Origin of the sequence: Mucilaginibacter ginsenosidivorax (assembly GCF_007971525.1) — a bacterium.
Taxonomy (GTDB): Bacteria; Bacteroidota; Bacteroidia; order Sphingobacteriales; family Sphingobacteriaceae; genus Mucilaginibacter; species Mucilaginibacter ginsenosidivorax.
In genome coordinates, this window is the sequence record NZ_CP042437.1 from 2164582 (window position 1) to 2189590 (window position 25009).

The window sequence follows — 25009 nt, forward strand, 5'->3', positions numbered from 1 at the left end:
TCTCAAAACAGAATTTGAAAAAAGTATTTACAAGCCTGTTTTACAGCTAAAAATGATTAAAAAGAGTTAACGCAAGGCGTTTGATTTCGGCATCATAATAGTTTTTTGCTAATTTCGGCTCAAATAAGCCTTTTGCTATACGAAAGTACCTGACATGAACTACAATAAGATCAACAATATTTTTGGCTGGATAGCCTTTGTTATCGCTACTGTTACCTACGTTTTAACGCTTGAACCATCGGCCAGCTTTTGGGACTGCGGCGAATTTATAGCCTGTATTTTCAGGCTGCAGGTAGCCCACCAGCCAGGAGCACCTTTGTTTACCATGATAGGTAAAGTATTTACGCTGTTATCTATGGGCGATAATACCAAGGTAGCCTACTGGGCCAATATGGCATCGGCGCTGGCCAGCGGCGCAACTATCCTGTTTTTATTTTGGACTGTTACCGCGCTTGCCAAAAAAATACTGGTAAAAAAAGCCGAAGATATTAATATCGCCAGCCTCATCATTATTATTGGTTCGGGTTTGGTTGGTGCTTTGGCCTATGCATGGTCAGATACGTTTTGGTTTTCGGCAGTTGAATCTGAAGTTTATGCACAATCATCTTTATGTACAGCCATCGTTTTTTGGGCCATATTAAAATGGGATGCCCATGCCGATGAACCCAACGCCAACCGCTGGATTGTGTTTATTGCCTATATCATGGGCTTGTCAATAGGTATTCACCTGTTAAACCTGCTGGTAATACCAGCAATAGCTTTAGTGATCTATTTCCGCAAAGCAAAAGCCATAACCGCCCAGGGTACGCTACTGGCTTTTTTTGCGGGCGTGGTATCGGTAGCGTTTGTGTTATGGGGCGTTATCCAGTTTACCGTTAAAGGCGCCGCCTTTTCCGATTTGCTTTTTGTAAACACCCTGGGTATGGGCTTTGGCAGCGGCGCTATCGCGTTTTTTGTTTTACTTATAGGCACCATTGCTTTTGGCATTTATTATACTATTAAACAATCGCAGCCCGCTATCATAGCATCGGCGGTGTGTTTTATATTAGCCCTGGGTATCAGCACGGGCATTATTGGCGCAGTTATCGGCATAGGTATTTTGGCACTGCTGGAGTACGTGATTAAAATTCGCGAAAAACGCTTTGCCCTCAACAGCTTTTTTGTATGCCTGTTGTTCATCCTGTTTGGCTACAGTTCATTTGTAATGATAGTAGTACGCGCCAAGGCCGACCCTAACCTGAATAACAGCGACCCGCAGGATGCTTTTGCACTCAACAGTTACTTAAACCGCGATCAGTATGGCGATACTCCTTTATTATACGGTCAGTTTTTTGATTCGACCCCGACCGAACAAACCGAAGGCGCTAAAATTTACCGCCGCGGTAAAACTCAGTACGAAGTTGCAGGAAAAAAACTGACAACAGTTTATGATCGTAATACCATTTTCCCTCGGATGTTTAGCGATAAGGGAGGCCATGCGCAGTTTTACCGTGCATGGAGCAAGCTGGCCGATGGCGAACATCCAACATTTGCTACCAACCTGGGCTTCTTTGGTACCTGGCAGGTTAACCAGATGTATACCCGCTATTTTCTGTGGAATTTTGTTGGTCGTACCAATGATCTTGACGGGCAAACCAGCAACAGCGGTGCCGATGGCAACTGGATAAGCGGCTGGAATTTTAACAAGCCATTGCCTGCGGAGGTTACCCAAAGCAAAAGCTATAACCGCTTGTTCTTTTTACCATTAATAATTGGCCTTGTAGGCTTATTTTTCCATTTTAAAAACGACCAGCGAAATGCCGGTGTTGTATTAGTACTATTCTTTTTTACCGGTTTAGCCATTGTACTTTATCTAAACCAGGACCCCTTACAGCCACGTGAACGCGACTATGCCTACGCAGGATCATTTTATGCTTTTGCAATATGGATAGGACTTGGCGTTATGGGTGTAGCCGAGCTTTTGAGGAAAGTGGTTAATGCCAAAACCAGCGGTATTATTGCCACGCTGGCTTGCCTGTCAGCCGCCCCGGTATTAATGGCCAGCCAGGAGTGGGATGATCATAACCGGTCGACCAAGCTTACGCCGCATGATATGGCCTATAATTACCTTAATTCCTGTGCGCCAAATGCTATTTTGTTTACTTATGCCGATAATGACACCTACCCGCTTTGGTATATACAGGAAGTTGAAAATGTAAGGCCCGATGTACGCATTGTAAATTTAAGCTTGCTTGGTACCGATTGGTATATCCGTGGCATGAAACATAAAATGAATGAATCTGAGCCTTTGCCCATAACTATGCCCGACGATAAATTTAAAGCAGGTGTACGCGATGTGGTTTATTTAAGCGATAAAAACCTACCTGGCTCAACTGAGTTAAAGGATGTTTTTGATTTTATTACTTCGGACCAAAAGGAGGCGATGGCCGAATATGGTAATGGTGAGCTGGGCAACTACTTACCAACCAAAAAATTCAAAATAACGGTTAATGCAGACGATGTGGTGAAAACCGGAACGGTACCTGCTGCTCAAAAAGATCAGATAACGCCAGAGATGGACTGGACATTTAACGGCAAGTATGTAACGAAGGATATTTTGGCCATGATGGATATTTTGGCCCACAATAACTGGAAAAGGCCAATTTACTTTGCCACTACCGTACCCGATGAAAACCTGATAGGCCTTGGCAAATACTTATATAGCGAAGGTTTTGCAAACCGCCTGATGCCATTAAAAGCAGATACTGCTGCAAACGCGGCCGATTTGATTAACACCCCGGTAATGTACCATAACATGATGACCCAATACAAATGGGGTAACATGAAAACGGCCAGCTACCTTGATCATGAATCAAACACGATGTTTTACCCGCTGATATCGAGGTTATACTCCAGCCTGGCCGATAACCTGCTGAAGGAAGGAAAACCCGACCTGGCTAAAAATGCCTTAAAAAAATACGACGAGGTAATGCCGGAAACCATCCCGAATACCGAGATAGCCATCCGCAAATATTACCTGATAGAAACGGCCTATCGCCTTGGCGAAACGCAGATGGCCAACAAACTGGCCAACCTGGTTGACGCCTACGTAACCAACCTGCTTGCTTATAATTTAACACTGCTGCAAAGCGGCGACACCACGCTGGAGAGCCGCGATATCCAATACTCCATGTCCATGCTGAATGGCTTGGTAGAATTCACCAAAAACTACAAACAGCCACAACTGAACGCCAAATTTGATGCGCAGTTTAAAGATTACGAGAAAAAATTGGGCATGGGTGCGGGGAAATAGAATTAAGAGTCAAGAATCAAGAGTTAAGACTTTTGATTAGGATGCGCCATACAGTCGATGGAAGTGGTAAAGCCATTTCATTGCAAGTATCCATCAGGTGAAACCTAAAAAAAAAGATTATGACGTGCAACGGATATAGTTAAACGAATGTCCTAAATTACCGTCATTGCGAGGTACGAAGCAATCCCGAACTATGTGGGACTTAGCATGTCGGGGATTGCTTCGTACCTCGCAATGACGGATATTCTATGCTGATAATCAGGCACCTACAAGCAAATCATTATAAAGCACGAAGCAATCGTGAACTGAGCAAAAGGGCAAAACAAAAAAAGCGGCAATCGCCGCTTTTTTTGGTATATCATTCAAATCAGGGAATCCTTAGTCATTTACTACACCCATTGCGCAGAATTTTTCGATGCGCTCGTTAACCAGTTCGGTAACGTCTTTTTCTTTGAGGATTTTAAGATCTTTTAGTAATTGCTTTTTAAGCGTGGCAGCCATAGCTACCGGATCCTGGTGGGCACCGCCAAGGGGCTCTTTAATAACGCCATCTATCAGTTTGTTTTTTAGCATTTCTGTAGATGTCAGTTTTAACACTTCCGCAGCACGTTCTTTATTTTCCCAGGTTTTCCAAAGGATGGTTGAGCAGTTCTCCGGCGATATTACCGAATACCAGGAATTATCCAACATCATTACTTTATCGCCAATACCTATACCTAATGCGCCGCCAGATGCACCTTCGCCGATGATAACACAGATGATAGGCACTTTAAGTACCGACATTTCTAACAGGTTACGGGCAATGGCTTCGCCCTGTCCGCGTTCTTCGGCTTCCAGGCCGGGGAAAGCTCCGGGTGTATCAATTAAGGTAACAACGGGTTTGTTAAATTTCTCGGCCATTTTCATCAGCCTGAGGGCCTTGCGGTAGCCTTCGGGGTTAGCCATACCAAAGTTGCGGTACTGGCGCTCTTTGGTGTTACGGCCTTTTTGCTGGCCTATAAACATCACTGTTTGGCCATTTAATGTTCCAAAACCACCAATGATGGCTTTATCATCGCCAACTGTACGGTCGCCGTGCAATTCAATAAAATCATCGCACATCAGCTCAATATATTGCAAAGTATATGGCCTTTCGGGGTGACGGGAAATTTGTACTTTTTGCCAGCCGGTAAGGTTGCCGTATATTTCTTTTTTGGTGCTTTCCAATTTTGCTTCCAGTTCGGCAATAGTTGCCGACATATCAAGCTTATTTTTATCTTCAACCTGCTTCACCTTTTCAATCTGCTGCATCAGCTCGGCAAGGGGTTTTTCAAAATCAAAAGTTATTTTCATACACTTTATTTGGGGCCGCTAAATTAAACAAATCAATTGGCAAATCTATCAATTATGATTTTGCAAAGTTTCCAGCTTTTTTATCTGCGCCGGCGATAGCAGTTTCCAGGTATTGTAGCAGGCAACCAAAATAGCATCCCGCAGTTCGCCGTAGTATAATCCCGACCGGTTTCCATAAAAAATGATGCTGCCTTCGTCGGTTCCTTTACTAAGCAAATCATCCAGCTTCTTTTCATTGGTAACAATAAATCCGCCCATTTCAATTCGCTTGCGTTTCAGCTCTTTAGCTATAGCTTCAATCTTAGCAATTTGTGCAGGGCTAAGGCCGGCCTCTTTTTTAAACTGTATAGCCACATCTGGCGTTGGATAATGATTTAGCAGCGCCACCGGTGGCATATTATAAATATCCTCCCCTTTCAACAATGCCGTATACTGCGTATCGGTTAAAGTTTTAACCGGCGATTTCTTTAGGGTGCTATCGGGCGTCTGCGCGGCAATTCCACTATAAATAAACAGGAAAATTATAAATACAGGTATTGTTTTCAGCATAGGTGCAGTTTACAAAAAAGCCGCAACTATCAGGCCATATCAATAAGCATTTTGAAAAATGCTGTATCATTCCACCTTTACCACCTTTGTCCTCGCCGAAATCCCGTTTTCATTAAAAGCCTCTATCTGGAAATAGTAAGGTAAATCCCTATCCATCCCGCTAAAATAAAACTCGTTTTTGCCGTACACCATCATGTTGTTGTACAGTTTATCGGGCGCTATGCCAAAATAAATAGTGTAGCCCGTGGCGTTATCATTGGGTTTCCATTTAAGCCACGAGTTACGGCGCTCGCTATCGCCACGCAGTACAATCAGGTTTTGAGCAGTATCGGGTTTTGCGCCAACTCCTTTACCAAACACCCGGAAGCCCGATAACGCAAACTTTCCTGTTGGCATATGCAGGTTTACCATTTTCAGGTAACGCGCTTTCACAGGTGTTTTTAGTTCGATATAATCATGTGGTACATCTTTTTTGTTTTGGCTTTTGTCAATCAAAGGTTTCCATGTTTTTCCATCTGCCGACGAATAAACTATATACTGATGATAAACGCCTAATGATTTGCCCATAAACGTGGCATCCTGGTCGGCATAGTTAATTTGCACTGCGTTGATGGTACTGGTTTCGCCCAGGTCAGTTTTAAACCATTCGCCTTTGCTGGCAGTTTTGGCGCTCCAATAGGTTTTAATATCCTCGTCAACCGCATTATTGGCGTAATAAGCGCCCAGGGTTGATGATACTTCTACCGGTTTATTGAAGTTTAACAGCATCCATCCTGTAAAGTTGCTTTGCAGGTGGTCTTCGGCACCAGTGGCCAAATATTGAGGATAATCGCCGTAAGCGGTGTTGCAGTACAGCGTTCCATCTTTATCAAAACCTGCGGGCCAAAAGCCAATACGGCGTTCAAAGTTATTTTTTACCGAAATCCCCATGGTGCTGATATGCCAGTAGTTACCAAACTTATCGGCCCAGGTTGCCCCGTGCCCTGCTCCTTTTGCAAAGCCGCCGGGCTTGTACGAAAATGGATTATGCTTTTGATAGGTGAATGGGCCAAGCGGCTTATCGCCCACAAAAACGCCATCGCCATAGCCGCTTTGTTCGGTGCCGGGCGCGCCAAATTGCAGGTAGTATTTACCGTTGTGTTTGTTCATCCACGAGCCTTCAATAAAGGGCAGCAAAAACACGTTATCATTGTGCTCGCCAAAACGTTCCCAGCCATGCTTTTCTGGATCCAGCTTAACCATTTCTTTTTTGGGGCCGATAGGCTCAAATGTTTTACGGTCAATCTCCTGTCCGTAAAGCGGCAGGGTATTACTGGAGCCATGATAAATGTAAACCCGGCCATCATCATCGGCAAACATACCGGGGTCCCAGGCGCCTACTTTAAAATAATCTTTAGCCGCTTTCCAGTCATCTTTGGTAGGGTTGGTACTCATCCACAGCGTAAAATCCTTATTATAGGTTGATCCAATTACCAGCAAGGTATCGCCTAAAACTAATGTTGCAGGCGCGCAAAGCTCATCGCCGGCAACCTGGTTGTAGGGGCGTACAAATTTGCGGTATACAAAATTCCAGTTCAGCATATCATCGCTCCACCAGTAACCAAACTGGTTGGTGCTAAACAGGTAATATTTGCCTTTAAATAAGGTCATGGTTGGGTCGGCAGTGGCGCGGTGTTTGCCCCAGCCTGCAAAACTATCAAAGGGGGTATAGCCATAATCGAGGTTTAGCGGGTTGCAATAAGTTAACCTTTTGGTTTGCGCGTTGGCATCCCGCAGGAAAAAGTAAAGCAATAGTATCAGTAAAATACGGGCAGCTATCTTCATCATATATGCACTGGTTTATATAGGTAATAACAGGATGCTAATATCTGTTTTTAAACAACAATTAAAAGATGACTTACTACTACATTTACTGCACAAAAGCACCCGGTTTGGCTAAAAGCTTGCCTAACCCCGGCAAGCAATGTTTAAAAGCGTAAACTTTTTATTATTATGTGTTAAAAACACAATTAATTTGTAGATTCATGCCCGAAACCAATTTGTACCAAAATCCAGTTTTATGAAAAAGAAATACCTACTGCTTTTCATTGTGCAATTATGTTTTTGCGCCGCTTCATTTGCGCAATATCCCAAAATGGATAAGCTGCTTTACGGCGTAGCCTATTATGATGAGTATATGCCTTATGAGCGCCTTGAAAAAGATGTGCAGATGATGAAGGAAGCGGGTATAAATGTAGTGCGCATTGCCGAATCGACCTGGAGCACCGTTGAACCGCAGGATGGTGTTTTTGATTTTACCCATATAGACAGGATGCTGGCGGCCATGCAAAAAGGCGGCATCAAAGTAATTGTTGGCACGCCTACTTATGCTATACCCACCTGGATGGCCAGAAAGCATCCCGAAATATTAGCCATTACGCCATCGGGCCAAAACCAATACGGGCCAAGGCAAAATATGGATATCACCAATACCGATTTCAGGATGTATGCCGAGCGGGTGATCCGCAAGATAATGGAGCATGTGAAAGATAACCCCGCGGTTATTGGTTACCAGGTTGATAACGAAACCAAATCATACGGTACATCGGGCCCAAATGTGCAGGCGCTGTTTGTAAAATACATGCAGGCCAAATATAAAACGCTTGATAATATCAATCATATTTTCGGGCTGGATTACTGGAGCAACCGCATTAACGCCTGGGAAGATTTCCCATCGATGAATAACACCATTAATGGTAGTTTATCATCTGAGTTTGCCAAGTTTCAGCGCCAGGTGGTTACACAATATTTAGGCTGGCAAGCGGCCATTGTGCGCGAATACAAACGCCCCGACCAATTTATTACCCAAAACTTTGACCTTGACTGGCGCGGCTCATCTTTCGGTATCCAGCCTGATGTTGATCATTTTGCGGCTGCCAAGGTAATGGATATAGCGGGAATAGATATTTATCACCCCAGCCAGGATAAGCTTACAGGCGCCGAGATTTCTTTTGGCGGCGACCTTACCCGCTCCATGAAGGGCGGTAAAAACTATTTGACCATAGAAACCGAAGCACAAGGGTTTGCCCAATGGACACCTTACCCGGGCCAGTTAAGATTGCAGGCCTTTAGCCACCTGGCATCGGGCGCCAACATGGTTGGATACTGGCCATGGCACTCCATCCACAACTCGGCCGAAACTTATTGGAAAGGATTGTTAAGCCATGATTTTGAACCCAACCCGGTTTATAATGAGGCTAAAACTATCGGTAAGGATTTTGACCGGTTAAGCCCGAAACTGATTAACCTGAAAAAGAAAAACGATGTAGCCATATTATTCAGCAACGAGGCACTTACGGGCTTTAAAGCTTTTGGTTTTGGATGGGGTGTGCGCACAGGCTATAATGAGGTGCTCCGCCAACTGTATGATGGCCTATACCACATGAACGTAGGCTGCGATTTTGTTGACCCTACGAGCCTGAACATCGAAAACTATAAATTACTGGTGGTACCGGTTTTGTATGCCGCACCCGATAGTTTATTACAACGACTTAACCGTTACGTAAAAAATGGTGGGCACATCATCTACACCTTTAAAAGCGGCTTCAGCGACGAAAATGTTAAAGTGCGCACAACCCACCAGCCGGGCATTATTAACGAGGCGTTGGGGATTTACTACAGCCAGTTTACCGTACCCGAAAACGTTGGCCTTAAAGGCGATGATTTTAACCTGAAACCTGAAGATAAAAAATTGAATACCTGGATGGAACTCATCACCCCTACCACTGCAAAGGTACTGGCCTATTACGACCACCCGGTTTGGGGCAAATACGCCGCCATCACCGAAAACACATACGGCAAAGGCCTGGCAACCTACATTGGCTGCGTTACAACAAGCGCCGTTACCGATAAAATACTGGCTGACGCGGTTAAAAAAGCAGGCCTTTGGGGTACCGATCAGCAATTGGCTTTCCCGCTGATTACCAAGTATGGCGTAAACCAGGCCGGTAAAACGGTACACTATTATTTTAATTACTCGGATAAGGAAGTAAACTTTATATATCCTTATGGGAATGGGAAAGAGTTATTTTCGGGAGCAAGTGTGAGCAGTAACTCGGCTATGCAGTTGGAACCGTGGGGGATGAAGATTGTGGAGGTGAATTAATTGTATTCCATATTGTCATCCCGAATAGTAAAATTTCGAGAAGTTCTGACGGGGAGTAAATATGTTAAATAAAGATCGTCATACTTCGTCGCTCCTCATGACATATCCAATTTTCCTGTCATCCTGAGGTACGAAGGATCTATCAGCGTGCATGCCCGATAGAAAAGTTCGTAAATAGATCCTTCGTACCTCAGGATGACAGTCTTTTATTTTTGATTGTTATTCCCTCTTTCAGAATTTCGCTAAATTTTACCACTCAGGATGGACAATTTTTTTTTAAAAGTACGCTACACCGCCCTTTTCAGCGTAAAGGCAAATCGGCTCCCTGCCCCTATTTCGCTATCAACCATAATATGCCCGCTTTGGGCTTCAATAAAATCTTTGGCTATGGCAAGGCCAAGGCCGGTGCCGGTTTGGTCGGCAGTGGCGTTGGGTACTTTAAAGTAGCGCTCAAATAACCGCGACAGGTATTGCTCTTCTATCCCTTTGCCATGATCTTTTACCGAAAATTCAATCTCGTCGTTCTTGTGTTTTTTAACAGTTAGCTCAACAACTGATTTTTCATGGCTGTATTTTATAGCGTTCGATAACAGGTTGATCAATACCCAGGTAGTTTTATCCAGGTCGGCATGTACCTCGGGCAGGGTATCATCGCATTTTACTTTGATGTTTACCTGCTTTTGATCGGCAGTAAACTTGATGGCCTTTACAGCATAATCAACAATATTACGGGGGTGTGTGCTGCCAAAATTAAGCTGTAGCTTACCGGTTTCAACCTGTGCCATATCCAGCAGTTCGCCGGTTATTTGCAGCAGGCGGCGGGCATCATCGTCAATATTTTCCAGCAGTTGCCTTTGCTCGGTGTTTACATTGCCTATGCGGTCGTCCTCCAGCAATTTCAGGCTCATTTTTATGGACGATATCGGCGTTTTCAATTCATGCGATATGGTTGCAATAAAATTAGTTTTGGCTTCATCCAGCTGCTGGTACTCGGTAATATTTTTCAGGATAATTACCTTACCTATCACTTTACTTTTGCTACTCACAGATAATGAATCGCGGCTGTAAAAGCTTTCGCGGTTATCGGCAAAAATCTTCAATCGTGGCTGTTCATTAATGAGCAGGTTGCGCAGCAGGTCGTTCTCCAACGCAATATCTGGTGCGTACCGGCCGGTAAGCTGTTCGGTCGTCATACCTATGAGGTTACATGCTACTTCGTTGGCAAATATGATAAACTGCTTTTCGTCTAAACCAATAATGGCATCGTGCATGGTGTTAATAATAGTCTCTATCCGTTTTTTTTCAAACAGGATGCTGGCCAGGTTACTGTTCTCGTACTCATCCAGCTTACGGGTCATATTGTTAAAAGCCTGCCCCAATTCGCCAAACTCATCATCCGAGTGAAAGTCAATCTGCTGGTGGTAATTACGGTTCGATACTTCTTTAATCCTCGCTGTTAATTCCTTTAAAGGATCGGCTATATAACCCGGAAAATTTACTGCGAAAGTAAAAGCGATGGTGAACAACAAAAAAGCACTTACGGCCACCAGCACATTTGCCCTGCTTGCCGTATCGGCAGCTATGGCATTTTTGCGCGAAATAGCATCCATATTTAAATGCATAATACTATAAATAAGCCGACGGGCGTGGCTCCTTAAAGGCAATTGCTCAGTTATATTGTTATTATGCTGCTTTATCTGCGTGTAAACCAGCGTTAATGAATCTGTTAATTCCTGCTCCCCTTTTTCTGTAACATTATGTTGCTGTAGTTTAAGGTTATTGTCGATAACCGCAATTTGTTTTGGCGAAAGCGGCTTATCATTCGCGTCAATAGCATCCTGCATGTTTTGGGTATACTGCAGTGTTTTATAATTATCCTTAAGTATTGCCCCCGCATCAGCCGACAGGCGGTTAAGGAAGTAAACAGATAACCCGCAGCAGGTGAGCGCCAGTACAAACAAGAAACCGATGCCTGTACGGAGTTTATTTTTAATAGTCATGGTTATGATAGTATTACAAGGTCTATATCAGTTTTTGACATTTTATTTAACAATTGAGTAAACACCGCCGTTTTCATAATAACCTGGTAAAATTTAAAGCGGGGTTTACCCAGGCAAATAGTTGTAATGTCGTATTTTTCGGCCGTTTCCCAAATGGTTTGGGCTATGCGGTCGCTTTTCACTTTAATTACTTCGCCCCCCAGTTGTGTTGCCAGTTTCATGTTATTAATAAGGTGACGCTGCGACGCAAGGTTTATTTTATCGCTGCTTTCCCGTGATGTTTGCACATACAAAACAAAAAACTTTGAGCGGTAATATGATGATAACCTTGCCGTTTTACGAATAATTATTTTGGCCGATTCGTCATTGGTACTAATGCAGGCCAAAAAAAGTTCGGGCCGTAGTTTAATGGTTTTGGGTATTTCAATATCTATCTTCCGCTCAACCTGGTGGGCTACTTCGCGCAGGGCCAGTTCGCGCAGCTGTAAAATTCTATCGGCCTGGAAAAAGTTATTGAGCGCCATCGGCACTTTCTTTTCATCGTATATCTTGCCTTCCTTTAAGCGGTCTATCAGTTCATCGGCGGTAAGGTCGATGTTTACCACTTCGTCTGCCAGTTGCAAAACCTTATCGGGTATACGCTCGTTTATTTTGGCCCCGGTTATGCGTTCCACCTCTTCGTTCAGGCTTTCCATATGCTGAATGTTTACCGCGCTGATAACATTAATACCCGCGTTTAATATCTCCAGCACATCCTGCCAGCGTTTTTCATTGCTGCTGCCTTCAATATTGGTGTGGGCCAGTTCATCAACCAAAACCACCTCGGGGCGCAGGCTAATGATGGCTTTCAAATCCATCTCCTCCAGTTCTTTACCCTTGTAAAACAATTTGCGGCGCGGTATCACCGGCAAACCCTCCAATTGGGCAACGGTTTCCTTGCGGTTATGCGTTTCAATATAGCCAATTTTAACGTCGATGCCGTTACGCATCAAAGCCTGGGCTTCCTGCAGCATGCGGAAGGTTTTGCCCACGCCAGCGCTCATGCCTATGTAAACCTTGAATTTCCCGCGTCTGGATTTTTTTATCAGCTCCAGGAAATGCTCAACCGATCGTTCTTTTTCGCCGTCCATATGCCCAAGCCCCCTCTAAATCTCCCCCCGAAGGGGGAGACTTTAAAATTTTAATTTATCTAACACTTATTAATAACCATTATGTTTAAACCTGCACAGATCCCATTTTGATTTACGACCAAGTTTAAAACCTATGCCAATCAAAAGTCTCCCCATTCAGGGGGAGATTTAGAGGGGGCTTTTTAATAAAAGGGAGAGCCCTCGCGGCCCCCCTTTTAAGGTATGAATGTTTCTCAAACTAACATATAATTAAACCAAAATTAACTATATAACCATTCATACATATCTTGAGCCCAAGCCCCTCCTAAATCCTCCCCTGAAGGGGAGGACTTGAGAAAAACCTGCAATTCTAAATCTCGCCCTTTAGGGGAGATTTAGAGGGGGCTATTTTTTCAATTCATCCAAAGCCACATTCAGCTTCAGCACATTTACTTTTGACGGGCCAAATACGCCGAACACTGGTTTTTCGGTATGCTCGTCAACCAGTTTGGTTACAACATCGGCAGATAAGCCACGTACTTTGGCAACGCGGGCCACCTGTACCTTTGCGCCTGCAGGCGAAAGGTCAGGATCTAACCCACTACCCGATGCGGTAACCAGTTCGGCAGGGATCTGGGCGCGGGTTACACCGGGATTATGCTTTAAAAAATCCTGGATGCGGCCTTCTACCTGTTTCAAATAATCGGGGTTTGAGGGGCCTTTGTTTGAACCGCCCGAACCGGCAGCATTATAATCAACCGCAGATGGACGGCTCCAGAAGTATTCGTCTTTAGTGAATTTTTGGCCTTCGTTGGCATAACCAACCACGCGGCCTTTGTATGTTACAGTTTCCCCGTCACCATGACCGGGAGTTAATTTGCCCACACCGGCTATAGCTAATGGATAAATACCGGCTGTAATTACTATCAGGATGATAGTTAACTTGATTGATGGCAACAAATATGTTTTCATTTTTTTGAGATTTGAGATATTAGATTTGAGATGTGAGATTAGCCCCGCATCCTTGAAATGTAGATCTGAGTGCGCTGATATAAGATATTCGACTTTTATTTTCTGTCTCAAATCTCATATCTCACATCTCATATCTAAATAAAAAACCCTACGGCAAGGTCAATTAATTTAATACCGATAAATGGTATCAGTATACCACCCAGGCCGTATATCAACAGGTTACGGCGTAACAATGCGCTTGCACCTATAGGTTTGTATTCCACACCGCGTAAGGCCAATGGTATAAGCAGCGGGATAATGATGGCGTTAAATATTACTGCCGATAATATGGCCGATTCCGGGCTGTGCAATGCCATGATGTTCAGCGCTCTTAATGATGGTATAGATACCATAAATAAGGCCGGAACAATAGCAAAGTACTTGGCTACGTCGTTAGCTATCGAGAAGGTGGTAAGTGTGCCGCGGGTCATCAGCAATTGTTTTCCAATTTCTACAATCTCAATCAGCTTGGTTGGGTCGTTATCCAAATCAACCATGTTACCGGCTTCCTTGGCAGCCTGGGTACCGCTGTTCATGGCCACGCCAACATCGGCCTGGGCTAAGGCCGGGGCATCGTTTGTACCATCGCCCATCATGGCTACCAGTTTGCCGCCTTGCTGCTCTTTTTTAATGTAGTTCATTTTATCCTCGGGCTTGGCCTCGGCAATAAAATCGTCCACACCTGCTTTTTCGGCAATAAATTTGGCAGTTAATGGGTTATCACCGGTAACCATTACTGTTTTAACGCCCATTTTACGCAGGCGGTCAAAACGTTCGGCAATGCCGGGTTTAATAATATCCTGTAATTCAATTACCCCCATTATCTCTTCATTTTGTGATACTACCAGCGGTGTACCACCATTTGACGAGATCTTTTTAACGTTATCCTCAACCTCGGTTGGGAAAGGGTGACCAGCCTTTAAGGCAATGTTACGGATGGAATCAAAAGCACCTTTACGGATGCGTAAACCATCGGGCGTATCCAAACCGCTTGAGCGGGTTTCGGCGGTAAATTTGATAAATACCGAATTGGCAGGCGCTACAACTTTAGGTAAGGTTTTATCCTCGTTGGCAAGTTCCACTATCGATTTACCTTCGGGGGTTTCATCGGCCAGTGAGCTTAATACACAGGCGGCTACAAAGCTGGCGTTGCTAACACCTGTGGCAGGATAAAAATTGGTTGCCTTACGGTTACCAATAGTAATGGTACCTGTTTTATCTAATAACAAGGTATCCAAATCGCCTGCAGTTTCAACTGCTTTACCACTTTTGGTTATCACGTTTGCACGTAACGCCCTATCCATCCCGGCAATACCGATGGCCGATAACAGGCCACCGATAGTGGTTGGGATAAGACAAACAAATAGTGAGATGAATGCAGCTATTGTTATTGGGGTATTTGAATAATCGCCAAATGGTTTCAGGGTTACGCAAACAATAACAAATATGAGCGTAAAGCCTGCAAGCAGGATAGTTAAAGCTATCTCGTTTGGTGTTTTCTGGCGCGATGCACCTTCAACCAACGCAATCATCTTATCCAAAAAGCTTTCACCGGGCTGGGTGGTTACCATTACTTTGATCTTATCAGATAAAACCTTGGTACCACCTGTTACAGATGATTTATCACCGCCAGATTCACGGATAACCGGGGCAGATTCGCCTGTAATGGCCGATTCATCAATGGTAGCAATACCTTCAATGATCTCGCCATCGGTAGGGATATTATCGCCTGTTTCGCAGATAAACACATCGCCTTTTTTTAACTGGCTCGACATTACCATGGTTTCCTTACCGTTAACCAGTAAGCGTGCCGGAGTTTCCTCGCGGGTTTTGCGCAAGCTTTCGGCCTGGGCTTTACCACGTGCTTCGGCAATAGCTTCGGCAAAGTTGGCAAACAGTACAGTTAATAACAGTACCAAAAACACGGTGAAGTTATAGGCAAAGCTGCCCTGGCCTTTATTTGCAAAGGAAAATATAGTTACTATAAGCATTACTGCCGTTCCTATTTCAACGGTAAACATAACCGGGTTACGGAACAGTATGCGTGGGTTTAGTTTGATGAACGACTGCTTAAAAGCCTCCTTCATCTGATCGCCCTGGAATAATGTATTTGAGGTTTTCATGATTTGTAAAAATTAAAAGTGCCAGCCCCTCCTAAATCCTCCCCGGAAGGGAAGACTTTAAAAAACTTTAATCAAAAGTCTCCCCTACCGGGGGAGATTTAGAGGGGGCTTATCTCAGTGAAAAATGTTCAGCAATTGGACCTAAAGCCAGTGCAGGGAAGAATGAAAGGGCGGCTATAATTACAATTACCGCGAATATCATTAGTCCAAAAGTGGAAGTATCGCTTTTAAGTGTACCGGCAGATTCTGGAATGTATTTTTTATTGGCCAGTAAACCTGCAATAGCCAGCGGACCAATAATTGGTAAAAACCTACCCAAAATCATTACTAAACCGGTACTAAAGTTCCAGAAGATGTTACCATCGCCTAAACCTTCAAAGCCCGAACCGTTATTTGCGGCCGATGAAGTATACTCATACAGCATTTCAGAAAAACCATGATTGCCGGGGTTGTTTAGCCATGTTGATGGTTTTACTGCCCAATCGGCACCAGGCATGTGCACCACTACGTATGATGATACGGCTAAGCCCACCAATATGATGAATGGGTGTAATAAAGCAATCAGCGAAGCTATCTTCATTTCCCGGGCTTCAATTTTGCGGCCCAAAAACTCGGGTGTACGCCCTACCATCAGGCCCGATATAAATACCGCGATGATAATAAAGATGTAAAAGTTAAGGAAACCAACACCCACGCCACCGTAAAAACAGTTAACCATCATACCCAGCAATTGCATACAACCTGATAACGGCATGGTACTATCGTGCATGGAGTTTACTGAACCCGTTGATGTTACAGTAGTCATTACACTCCAGTAAGCCGAGTTGGCCGGCCCAAACCTTACCTCCTTGCCTTCCATAGCACCAGTAGGCTGGCTAACACCCATATGGGCTATAGCTGGGTTACCGTTTAGTTCGGCATTAATGGTTGGTATCATCAGCATGAGCATCCCCAGCGTCATCACTCCAAAAATCACATAGGCAAATTTCTTTTTGTTAAGGTAAAAGCCCAGGGCAAATACCAGCGCAACAGGTATAATAAGCTGTGCAACCAACTCAACGGTGTTGGTTAAATAATTAGGGTTTTCAATAGGGTGGGCCGAGTTTGCACCAAACCAGCCACCACCATTTGTACCTAAGTGTTTAATAGCTACCAGGGCAGCAACGGGGCCACGGGATACATGAACGGTATCGCCCTGCATGCTGATAAAAGTATCTTTACCTGCGTAGCTGGTTGTCATGCCGTTAAAAGCGAAGATGACGGCTATTACAAATGATATAGGTAATAATATACGGGTGATGGCTTTTACAAAGTAATCCCAAAAGTTACCCAGTTTATCGGTCACTTTATCTTTCAAGGCCCTGTACAGTACAATCAGCGCTGCAATACCTGTAGCTGCCGATACAAAGTGCAAAAACATAAACACAAAATGCTGTGTAAAGTAAGTGGCGCCGCTTTCGCCCGAGTAGTGCTGTAAGTTACAGTTTACCAAAAAGCTGATGGCGGTATTAAAGGCGGTATCGGGCGATTGGCCGGGATTTGCATCCGGGTTAAGCGGCAGGTGGCCTTGTGCCATTAAACAAACAAATGCATAAATAAGCCATACGCTATTGATAGTAAGCAGGGCAAATAAATGCTGTTTCCAGTTCATTTCCTTTTTGGTATCAATGCCGCTGAAACGAAAAATGAACCTTTCGAGCGGCGCTAAAAAGTCGAGCCAGGTTTTCTCGCCCTTAAAAATGCGGGCGATGTAACGGCCCAGGGGGATGGCTATTGCCAGCGTGAGCAGGTAGGTAAAAATTACACCTGAAATTTCAGTGTTCATGGGTTTAATAGTTTAAAATTTTTCGGGTTTAAGCAGCACATACACCATGTATACAAACACAGCCACTGCTACAATGAATAATGCGATCATGATGATTAAATGTTTTCGAAGTAATTAACTGATTTGAAGAAGATCCAGAATATGGCTATGAAGGTGGCCACATAAATAACAATCTGTAAAATATCCATACTATTAGTTTTTGCAGGAGGGTTTACCAAGCAGATGCCAATAATTGGCACAACCTAACAAATAACTGATTAACAGATAATTATCATTGCACAACCAACAAAAACTGTTTTAATTGATGAAAATAGCCTATCATTTTGATAGTTGATTATCAATGTGGGAGCGGGGCGCAGACGACTCACCCCGACGAGGCTGCGCCCGTCTGCCCTCTCTCCGCTTCGCGCATAGAGGGGCGAAAAAAGAAAAAGATAAGAAAATAAAAATGAGCTTCACCCTCTTTGCGGCTTTAGCCGGAGAGAGGGTGGTCCAGCGAAGCGTAGACCGGGTGAGTCTTCGCCCGCGTTCATACTAGTGCTCGTGCCCTACCCAACCCAACACTATGAAATCCCACCACTCCCTCCACTCCAAAAAATATTTTCAAAAAAATATTGCGCAATCAATCAATTGCATTTATATTTGCAATCAATCAGTTGCAAATTATATGAGACGCGATATTTATCAAGCCATTGCCGACCCAACCCGCCGGGCCATTTTAACCCTGCTGGTAACAGGCGCCATGACCCCCAATGCCATTGCCGAACACTTTGACAGCAGCAGGCAGGCGGTATCTAAACACATACAAATATTAACCGAGTGCGGCGCGCTGAAGCAGGAGCAACAGGGTCGCGAAATTTACTACCATTTAGAATTGAACAAGATGAAAGAAGTAGACCAATGGATAGAAGCCTTCCGCAACATGTGGACAGACCGTTTTAACCAATTAGATAATTTATTAGATACACTGTAAAAAACAAACACTATGATCTCCTTTGAAAAAGACTTAGCAAAAAAGCAACTACACGTTGTGCGTGAATTTAAAGCGCCAATAGCAAAAGTATGGAGCGCCTGGACCGAGGCCGAACTGTTGGACAAATGGTGGGGACCAAGACCATGGAACGCCGTAACCAAAATAATGGAATTTAAACCAGGCGGCCAATGGCTGTACTCGATGGTTGGCCCCGCCGGCGAAGTACATTGGAGCAATGTACAGTTTATCACCGTAGGTACCAACACCTTTGAAGCCACCTCTTTTTTCAGCGACGAAAATGGCGTACAGGCTCCGGGCTTCTCGCCATCCAACTGGCATGTGGCCATGAAACAGGAGGGCGATAAAACAATTGTTAACGTAACCCTCACCTTCCAATCCGAAGCAGACCTGGAGAAACTGGTAGCCATGGGCTTCCAGGGCGGCTTTACTATCGGCCTTAACCAACTGGAAGAATTGTTGGGGTAATTGGTTGGATTGGGTTAGATTAAGTTGATTGAGTTAGATTGGGTTGGTTAAGTTAAGCCCTTAGCCCATTATTTAAAACGGTTCGTTCCTGGCTTTTTTTGAAGCCAGGAACGGGCCGTTGTTATGTTAATCTTTTTTGTCTGAACCTTTGATTTTTAGGATTAAAGGATAGCCAGGATTTAATTTGAATGAAGCTGTCTTGATTCTTGCCTCTTGATTCTTGATTCTTTTCCTGGTGTTGCCTGCGGCCCACGCTTTTCGCTCATACTGCGCAGGCCTTAGGCGCTTGGCCGGTATCCGCTGCAATGGTTAACGCAGGGGGGTAATTGAAATTATAAGTCTATGTAATGTCTTGGCATGCATACTGCGTAAGAAACCACCCGGCGTTGAATATATTTGAGTTAATATCGTGAAAACCACTTGTAACTAAAAACAAAACCACTTGTAAGAAAAAAAAGCTATCGTAACTTTTTAAAGGTTATCAATGGCTTATTATTGGCGCTTTTTAGACCGAAACGTTAATTGGTTTTGCCCCCCAAGTGCCCCCCCAACTAATATTTTTCCGAATTTGAGGTAAATAGACTTTTTTTAAGTCATTAAAAATCAATTAATTAAACTTTAAATAGCTTTTTAATAAAATGTAAAATAGCCGCATTTAGTGAAAAAATTTACAAGTCGTTTTTTTGAAGCGTCTTGTTTCAGCTATAATTAATCATAAAAATAGTTACAAATGGATTTTTCCTTCCTATGAAATAATTGCGTCCATTGCAACCTACGATCTTAAGTAATTATTTCACAGTGATGGCATATACCTTAGCCGGATATATGGGATTGTTGAGGTAATACGGCGTTCCGTTTTTCCAGATCGTAGCTATGCATCCGCTGTCCGAATTATCGATCAGCGCATAGCCACTTACGCTCACATAGCCGCCCACATATACGTCATTACCGACTACAGAAATTGAATTTGCCTCGGCATCGGTACTACCGTTGGTGAGGGATACCGGTACGCCGTTTTTCCAGTATTTGGCTACCTTGCGCGATCCGTTGCTCTCGTAACCTGCAGCGTAAACATCGTTCCCGACAACAAATACCGATTTCACATCGGCATCATGAGCACCGTCGGTAAGCGCGATGCTGACGCCGTTTTTCCAGATATAGGCAGTCGAAACGCCATATAGTTCACTCCAGGCAACATAGATATCGCTCCCGGAAATGAAAATGGAATTTGCGGTGGAGTATCCATCCGGATGCATTGGTGTTATGGTTTCCATTTTCCCGTTTTTCCAATAACACGGCCAGTTAAATGCCACATAATCAGATGGCTGTAATCCGGTATAGCAACCAGCCATATACACATTGCTGCCAGATATGGCTATGCTGTTGGCAACGCCCCACGGCCCGGGCTGCGACAGGTAGGTGCAGGCACCATTCTTCCAGTAACAGGCCACATACTGCGAATTATATACATCCACCGCCCGGAAGCCGGCAACATATACATCGCTTCCATTAACAGCGATGGCATTACCCGTGCTCCAGTTCAATCCTTCATACAATACCGTTTCAGCATTGTTTTTCCAGTAGCGTGCCGTTTCGATAGCACCGCTGTTATAGTTCCAACCGGCAACATATACATCGGTATCCATTACGGCAATGCCTAAGCCCTCACCGAAAGCCTGGTACCCGTCGACATAGTGCCCGTTGCTATTCTTCCAGATCATGATGAGCGAATTACTGTTTGCCTTTGTACGCTGGTACCCGGTTGCATAAATAGTATGCGGAAAGTGAAAATCGGGCCCGATGGCAAAGCCCTTGCTGCTTGCAACCCTTACCGGTCCCGACATGCCGTTTTGAGGGACGGCAAACGTAAGCGAAGTTGCCGTGGCCGATTTTACGACACCCGGTACACCGTTAACCATTACCGTATCGCCAGCAATCACCGTATCGAAATTTGTACCCGTAACGGTAACAATAGTGCCGCCATCACCGGTAGCCGGACTAATACCCGTAATAGTAGGCGCACCCGGCACTGCGGTGGGCGACGCTACGATGGGCGGTTGCTCCGACTGTTTCTGGCAGGATGATAAAATTATACCAGTGGCAAGACTTAATAATATAAACTTACCTGTGATTTTACTGATGAGCTGTATCAATGCTATTGGTTTATGATCAATAAAGATAGTGATATATTGATTATTAAATAACCATAGTTAATAAGACGGCTTACGCAAATTCAAAAAAAATCATGTCCCTGTAACCGAACTTTCTTGCTACCGCGAGGTTAGCGATAGCGTACCACGTTTTACCACGAGTTTAAAACTCGCGGCAGCGGCGGACTTACTGACTATTAATATCAAACTACCGTCATTGAGGTACGAAACAATCCCCTACATGCTAAGTCCCACATAGTTCGGGATTGCTTCGTACCTCACTATGACGGTGGTTTAGGGCATTGGTTTGACTATATTCACTGCACGTCTAACATATTTTTTCTGATTTTACCTGATGCTCACTCACAACTACGGTGGTTCAGGGCGTTGATCTAATTAAATTTCGTTTCTTCAGCAAGGCCTGTTGGCACACGGAAGTCACAAAACTTTGCGTCTCTGCCAGAATTTTCGTTGCAATTATATCATTACAATCGGCCTAAAAAAATCACCCCAACTGTATCATCGCCACCTATTTAAGCGTAATGGTTAATATGAAAACAAAACTTACCCTTATCAAAACCCTCGGCCTTTTGGCCGTTGTTTTAGCATTTACTTTTTCGGCCTGTAAAAAAGATGCAGGCGGAAATATTGATATTACAGGAAAATGGGCTATTCTGCAATTCCAGGGAATTCAACAATATGAATTTAAAAATGGCAACCAGTTTCAATACGATATTATAGCTACAGATTCGGTTACCAAAAAAATAATAGGGTACCGCTTCAGAGTTACAGGGAAATACAGTATCAAAAATGATTCGTTAATGATGTTCGACCAGGTAAATTATTCAAACTCCAAAAATAGTTACGGCCCGGTAACCGAACTTATACCCGTTTCGGCCTCCAAAACCGTTGCTTACGGCCTGTCGGTAAACAGCAAAAAAAATAAACTTTCGCTCTACTTTACCTGCCCACCAAACGCCGATTGCGTGCCTTCGCCTATGGTTTTCAGTAAGCAGTAGGGGTATTGTGGGTTATAAACTTCACTATTCAGTTGAAACCATATTTGCCATGGGTTTAAAACTCGTGGCAGCTGGAAATTTAAAATTCATCTTGTAAACACTTTATCGGGAGAGGGCTAAGATAAATCATAAATTTACGCTCATTATTTCATAGTGAAAATGAACATAGCCTTAGTCAGTTACCAAAATAAAAAATTAACTCAATCGCATTTAGAAGAAGATTTTCAACTATCAAAATTCCTTGAAGCCAAAGGTTTGATTGTTAAGAGCGTAGTGTGGAACGATTGGCAAATTGATTGGAAACAATTTGATGTTGTTATATTAAAATCGCCCTGGGATTACCATGAACATTTTGATTCATTTATATCATGGCTAAATGATTTAGATGCAGCTGGAATCAAAATATTAAATCCACTTAAAACAGTACTATGGAATAGCGATAAGCATTATTTAGGGCAAATTGCCGACGATGGCCTACCTGTAATTCAGTCTGTATTTCTTGAGAAAGGATTGGTACCAGACCTGGCAGAATTACTTGATAAATCCTTAAGCAAAAAATTGATCATTAAACCATGCGTAAGTGCAAGCGCCAAAAATACGATGTTACTTACCCTGGATAATGTTTCACTGTTACAGAATGCAATTAACGATCTTTTAGCACATGAAAGTTTCCTGGTTCAACCTTTTATGGAAGAAATTTTACAAGGCGAATTGTCTTTCATGTTCTTTAAAGGCAATTTTAGTCATTGTACGCTGAAAGTTCCTAAAACAGGCGACTTTAGAGTTCAAAGTGAATATGGCGGCTCCGTTCAAAAAATAAACCCAGATACTGCGCATCTTGAAACAGCCGGCAAATATGTGGAAAAGTACAGCAAAGACACTTTGTACGCCAGGGTTGATGGAATAATATCAAATGGAACTTTTGTTTTAATGGAGCTTGAGCTTATTGAGCCATATTTGTTTTTAAACTGCCATGAGCAGGGTTTTGACAATTATTATCAGGCCTTACTTCAGTTAATAGAAAAACCTTAGGTTTCATTAGTAACAATACGAAACCCGGAAAAATCATGGTTAACACATGTTAACCATGATTTTTACATAATATATTGATTATAAACTATTTAAGTAAAAATAAACCGAAATTATGTTAACCTTTGTTAACCATGATTGCTTACAAGTTCAGCTGAAAACTGAAACCATGTTTTACCACGAGTTTAAACTCGCTGCAGCGGCGTATTCGCCATAAAAGTTCGTGAATAGATGCTTCGTCCATACCCATGACATGTTGTTAATACCCCTTTGTCATTCTGAACGGAGTGAAGAATCTGTTAACCGACATGCATCGCCGACAGAAAAGTTCGCGAATAGATCCTTCACTACGTTCAGGATGACAGTTCTCTTATTGTATGTCATTCCCCCTTCAGAATTTCATGAAATTTTACCACTCAGCATGACAGCGGGGAAAGGATAGTTGTCTTCCCCTCACTCCAACCCATACTCCTTCAACTTCCTATACAACGTAGCCACCCCAATATTCAGCAAATGGGCGGCCTCGGCACGGTTACCGTGCGTGTGGTTAAGCACGCGTTGGATATGCAGTTTCTCTACCGATGAAAGATCGAAGGCAGAAATAGGTGCCCCCGCCTTAACCTGTTGTTGTTGAATTTCATGAGGCAGCAGGCTCTCGTCCAAAACATTGTTATCGGTGAGTATTACGGCGCGTTCAATTACGTTTTTAAACTCGCGGATGTTGCCGGGCCATGGGTAGGCTTCCAGTTTGCTTACAAACTCCTCGCTGAGCTGGTTTACCTGCTTTTTAACTTTCAGGGCAAAGTATTGCATAAAATATTCGCCCAGCAACTTGATATCTTTTTTACGCTCGCGCAAAGGGGGCAGCGTAATCTGGAAAACCGATAAACGGTAAAACAAATCCGACCGGAAATGGCCTTCGTTAATTTCGGTTTGCAGGTTGCGGTTGGTGGCAGCCAAAATGCGCACATTAACCTGCGTAGGTTTGGTATCGCCAATTTTTAAAAACTGCTGCGATTCCAGCACGCGGAGCAGTTTGGCTTGCAGATCGTGGTCGAGCTCGCCAATTTCATCTAAAAATATGGTGCCGCCTGAGGCCTCCTCAAACAGTCCTTTTTTATCTTTAACAGCCCCGGTAAATGAGCCGACTTTATGGCCAAACAGCTCGCTCTCCAGCAATTCTTTGGTAAAGGCGCTGCAGTTTACAGCCACAAACGATTTGGTATTACGGTTACTGGCCTGGTGAATGGCCTCGGCAAAAATCTCTTTCCCGGTACCGGTTTCGCCCAATAGCAAAACAGTGGTATCGGTTAAGGCTACTTTTTGGGCCAGCTTAATTACATCGCTAATGGCGGTAGATTTGCCAATGAGCCTGTCGAACCCAAATTTCTCGTTCAGTTTACTTTGCAGCTCCAGTACCTTTTGCTGCAACAGGGCCTTGTCCATGGCTTTACTTACCAGCGGGATTATCTTTTCATTATCATCGCCCTTGGTAATGTAATCAAAAGCACCTGCCTTAATGGCCTTTACGCCATCATTGATAGTGCCATAAGCGGTAAGTACAATTACCTCGGTAGATGGATATGTTTTTTTGATGGTATCGGTAAGCGTAATACCATCAGTATCGGGCAGCTTAACATCACTCAAAACAACCTGAATATTCTCCTGCTGTAGCTTACGCAACCCTTCTTTAGCAGTGCCTGCAGTAATAACTTCATGCCCTTCCAGTTGCAGAATGCGGGCCATCAGGTTACGCAGCCGTTCCTCGTCGTCAATAATTAAAAGCTTACCTTTTTGCATCAAGGCAAATATGGTAAATTTTGGTGAATGGTTGATTAGGTTGGATTAAGTTGATTGAGTTGGAGCGGGTTGGATTGGGTTGATTGAGTTGGTTAACTATGGGTGGTACTCGATTAACTTAACTCAGCCGAATCAACTTAATCAACCACTCACCCAATCAACTTAAT

General features: G+C 43.7%; 17 protein-coding genes. 6 read left to right on the forward strand and 11 right to left on the reverse strand.

Going from position 1 to position 25009, the window contains the following annotated elements:
• Positions 1–154: 154 nt before the first annotated feature.
• Positions 155–3292, forward strand: coding sequence for a glycosyltransferase family 117 protein (locus FSB76_RS09130; RefSeq protein ID WP_147053282.1), 3138 nt, complete (start codon positions 155–157; stop codon positions 3290–3292).
• A gap of 378 nt (positions 3293–3670) precedes the next feature.
• On the opposite strand, the gene FSB76_RS09135 is transcribed toward FSB76_RS09130, so the two are convergent.
• The 3 genes from FSB76_RS09135 to FSB76_RS09145 form a co-directional block, all read right to left on the reverse strand.
• Positions 3671–4624, reverse strand: coding sequence for an acetyl-CoA carboxylase carboxyltransferase subunit alpha (locus tag FSB76_RS09135; RefSeq protein ID WP_147053283.1), 954 nt, complete (start codon positions 4622–4624; stop codon positions 3671–3673).
• A gap of 48 nt (positions 4625–4672) precedes the next feature.
• Entirely contained in the window at positions 4673–5173 is a 501-nt protein-coding gene (locus tag FSB76_RS09140) for a hypothetical protein (RefSeq protein WP_147053284.1), read from the reverse strand.
• A 66-nt stretch (positions 5174–5239) separates the two neighbouring features.
• Positions 5240–7000 (reverse strand): family 43 glycosylhydrolase, encoded by a 1761-nt coding sequence (locus FSB76_RS09145; protein ID WP_225976459.1) that lies wholly within the window; start codon positions 6998–7000, stop codon positions 5240–5242.
• A gap of 232 nt (positions 7001–7232) precedes the next feature.
• Between FSB76_RS09145 and FSB76_RS09150 the strand changes: the two genes are divergently transcribed.
• Positions 7233–9317 carry a beta-galactosidase gene (locus tag FSB76_RS09150; protein ID WP_225976460.1) on the forward strand — a complete coding sequence of 695 codons (2085 nt, stop codon included), beginning with the start codon at positions 7233–7235 and terminating at the stop codon, positions 9315–9317.
• Positions 9318–9604: 287 nt separating this feature from the next.
• Here FSB76_RS09150 and FSB76_RS09155 read toward each other — a convergent pair whose 3' ends face one another.
• From FSB76_RS09155 to kdpF, 6 genes are all read right to left on the reverse strand, one after another.
• Complete coding sequence (locus FSB76_RS09155) at positions 9605–11317, reverse strand: HAMP domain-containing sensor histidine kinase (protein ID WP_147053285.1); 1713 nt, start codon at positions 11315–11317, stop codon at positions 9605–9607.
• Positions 11318–11319: 2 nt separating this feature from the next.
• Positions 11320–12447: a sensor protein KdpD gene (locus tag FSB76_RS09160; protein WP_090651826.1), complete on the reverse strand. Its 1128-nt coding sequence runs from the start codon at positions 12445–12447 to the stop codon at positions 11320–11322.
• 384 nt (positions 12448–12831) lie between these two features.
• On the reverse strand, positions 12832–13398 hold the full coding sequence (locus tag FSB76_RS09165) for a K(+)-transporting ATPase subunit C (RefSeq protein ID WP_147053286.1): 567 nt from the start codon (positions 13396–13398) through the stop codon (positions 12832–12834).
• A 134-nt stretch (positions 13399–13532) separates the two neighbouring features.
• Positions 13533–15560: a potassium-transporting ATPase subunit KdpB gene (gene kdpB, locus FSB76_RS09170; RefSeq protein WP_147053287.1), complete on the reverse strand. Its 2028-nt coding sequence runs from the start codon at positions 15558–15560 to the stop codon at positions 13533–13535.
• Between the two features lie 109 nt (positions 15561–15669).
• Positions 15670–17385, reverse strand: a complete 1716-nt coding sequence (gene kdpA / locus FSB76_RS09175) for a potassium-transporting ATPase subunit KdpA (protein ID WP_147053288.1) — start codon at positions 17383–17385, stop codon at positions 15670–15672.
• 12 nt (positions 17386–17397) lie between these two features.
• Positions 17398–17475, reverse strand: a complete 78-nt coding sequence (kdpF, locus tag FSB76_RS32945; protein WP_090651871.1) for a K(+)-transporting ATPase subunit F — start codon at positions 17473–17475, stop codon at positions 17398–17400.
• Positions 17476–18052: 577 nt separating this feature from the next.
• Between kdpF and FSB76_RS09185 the strand changes: the two genes are divergently transcribed.
• Positions 18053–18358, forward strand: coding sequence for an ArsR/SmtB family transcription factor (locus FSB76_RS09185; protein ID WP_147053289.1), 306 nt, complete (start codon positions 18053–18055; stop codon positions 18356–18358).
• A gap of 12 nt (positions 18359–18370) precedes the next feature.
• Positions 18371–18844, forward strand: a complete 474-nt coding sequence (locus tag FSB76_RS09190; protein ID WP_147053290.1) for an SRPBCC family protein — start codon at positions 18371–18373, stop codon at positions 18842–18844.
• Positions 18845–19632: 788 nt separating this feature from the next.
• Here the strand turns inward: FSB76_RS09190 and FSB76_RS09195 are convergent.
• Positions 19633–20997, reverse strand: a complete 1365-nt coding sequence (locus FSB76_RS09195; protein WP_158642871.1) for an IPT/TIG domain-containing protein — start codon at positions 20995–20997, stop codon at positions 19633–19635.
• Between the two features lie 548 nt (positions 20998–21545).
• On the opposite strand from FSB76_RS09195, the gene FSB76_RS09200 reads away from it, so the two are divergent.
• Entirely contained in the window at positions 21546–22013 is a 468-nt protein-coding gene (locus tag FSB76_RS09200; RefSeq protein ID WP_147053292.1) for a lipocalin family protein, read from the forward strand.
• A 159-nt stretch (positions 22014–22172) separates the two neighbouring features.
• Positions 22173–23045, forward strand: coding sequence for an ATP-grasp domain-containing protein (locus FSB76_RS09205; RefSeq protein ID WP_147053293.1), 873 nt, complete (start codon positions 22173–22175; stop codon positions 23043–23045).
• Between the two features lie 450 nt (positions 23046–23495).
• Here FSB76_RS09205 and FSB76_RS09210 read toward each other — a convergent pair whose 3' ends face one another.
• Positions 23496–24842 carry a sigma-54-dependent transcriptional regulator gene (locus FSB76_RS09210; RefSeq protein ID WP_147053294.1) on the reverse strand — a complete coding sequence of 449 codons (1347 nt, stop codon included), beginning with the start codon at positions 24840–24842 and terminating at the stop codon, positions 23496–23498.
• Between the last annotated feature and the right edge of the window lie 167 nt (positions 24843–25009).

What these genes read in the sequence shown, in the direction of transcription:
- kdpF (WP_090651871.1), bottom strand. Translation starts at nt 17,475, where the DNA reads ATGATCGCATTATTCATTGTAGCAGTGGCTGTGTTTGTATACATGGTG.
- FSB76_RS09135 (WP_147053283.1), bottom strand. Translation starts at nt 4,624, where the DNA reads ATGAAAATAACTTTTGATTTTGAAAAACCCCTTGCCGAGCTGATGCAG.
- FSB76_RS09185 (WP_147053289.1), top strand. Translation starts at nt 18,053, where the DNA reads ATGAGACGCGATATTTATCAAGCCATTGCCGACCCAACCCGCCGGGCC.
- FSB76_RS09145 (WP_225976459.1), bottom strand. Translation starts at nt 7,000, where the DNA reads ATGATGAAGATAGCTGCCCGTATTTTACTGATACTATTGCTTTACTTT.
- kdpA (WP_147053288.1), bottom strand. Translation starts at nt 17,385, where the DNA reads ATGAACACTGAAATTTCAGGTGTAATTTTTACCTACCTGCTCACGCTG.
- FSB76_RS09150 (WP_225976460.1), top strand. Translation starts at nt 7,233, where the DNA reads ATGAAAAAGAAATACCTACTGCTTTTCATTGTGCAATTATGTTTTTGC.
- FSB76_RS09130 (WP_147053282.1), top strand. Translation starts at nt 155, where the DNA reads ATGAACTACAATAAGATCAACAATATTTTTGGCTGGATAGCCTTTGTT.
- kdpB (WP_147053287.1), bottom strand. Translation starts at nt 15,560, where the DNA reads ATGAAAACCTCAAATACATTATTCCAGGGCGATCAGATGAAGGAGGCT.
- FSB76_RS09190 (WP_147053290.1), top strand. Translation starts at nt 18,371, where the DNA reads ATGATCTCCTTTGAAAAAGACTTAGCAAAAAAGCAACTACACGTTGTG.
- FSB76_RS09200 (WP_147053292.1), top strand. Translation starts at nt 21,546, where the DNA reads ATGAAAACAAAACTTACCCTTATCAAAACCCTCGGCCTTTTGGCCGTT.
- FSB76_RS09205 (WP_147053293.1), top strand. Translation starts at nt 22,173, where the DNA reads ATGAACATAGCCTTAGTCAGTTACCAAAATAAAAAATTAACTCAATCG.
- FSB76_RS09155 (WP_147053285.1), bottom strand. Translation starts at nt 11,317, where the DNA reads ATGACTATTAAAAATAAACTCCGTACAGGCATCGGTTTCTTGTTTGTA.
- FSB76_RS09140 (WP_147053284.1), bottom strand. Translation starts at nt 5,173, where the DNA reads ATGCTGAAAACAATACCTGTATTTATAATTTTCCTGTTTATTTATAGT.
- FSB76_RS09210 (WP_147053294.1), bottom strand. Translation starts at nt 24,842, where the DNA reads ATGCAAAAAGGTAAGCTTTTAATTATTGACGACGAGGAACGGCTGCGT.
- FSB76_RS09160 (WP_090651826.1), bottom strand. Translation starts at nt 12,447, where the DNA reads ATGGACGGCGAAAAAGAACGATCGGTTGAGCATTTCCTGGAGCTGATA.
- FSB76_RS09165 (WP_147053286.1), bottom strand. Translation starts at nt 13,398, where the DNA reads ATGAAAACATATTTGTTGCCATCAATCAAGTTAACTATCATCCTGATA.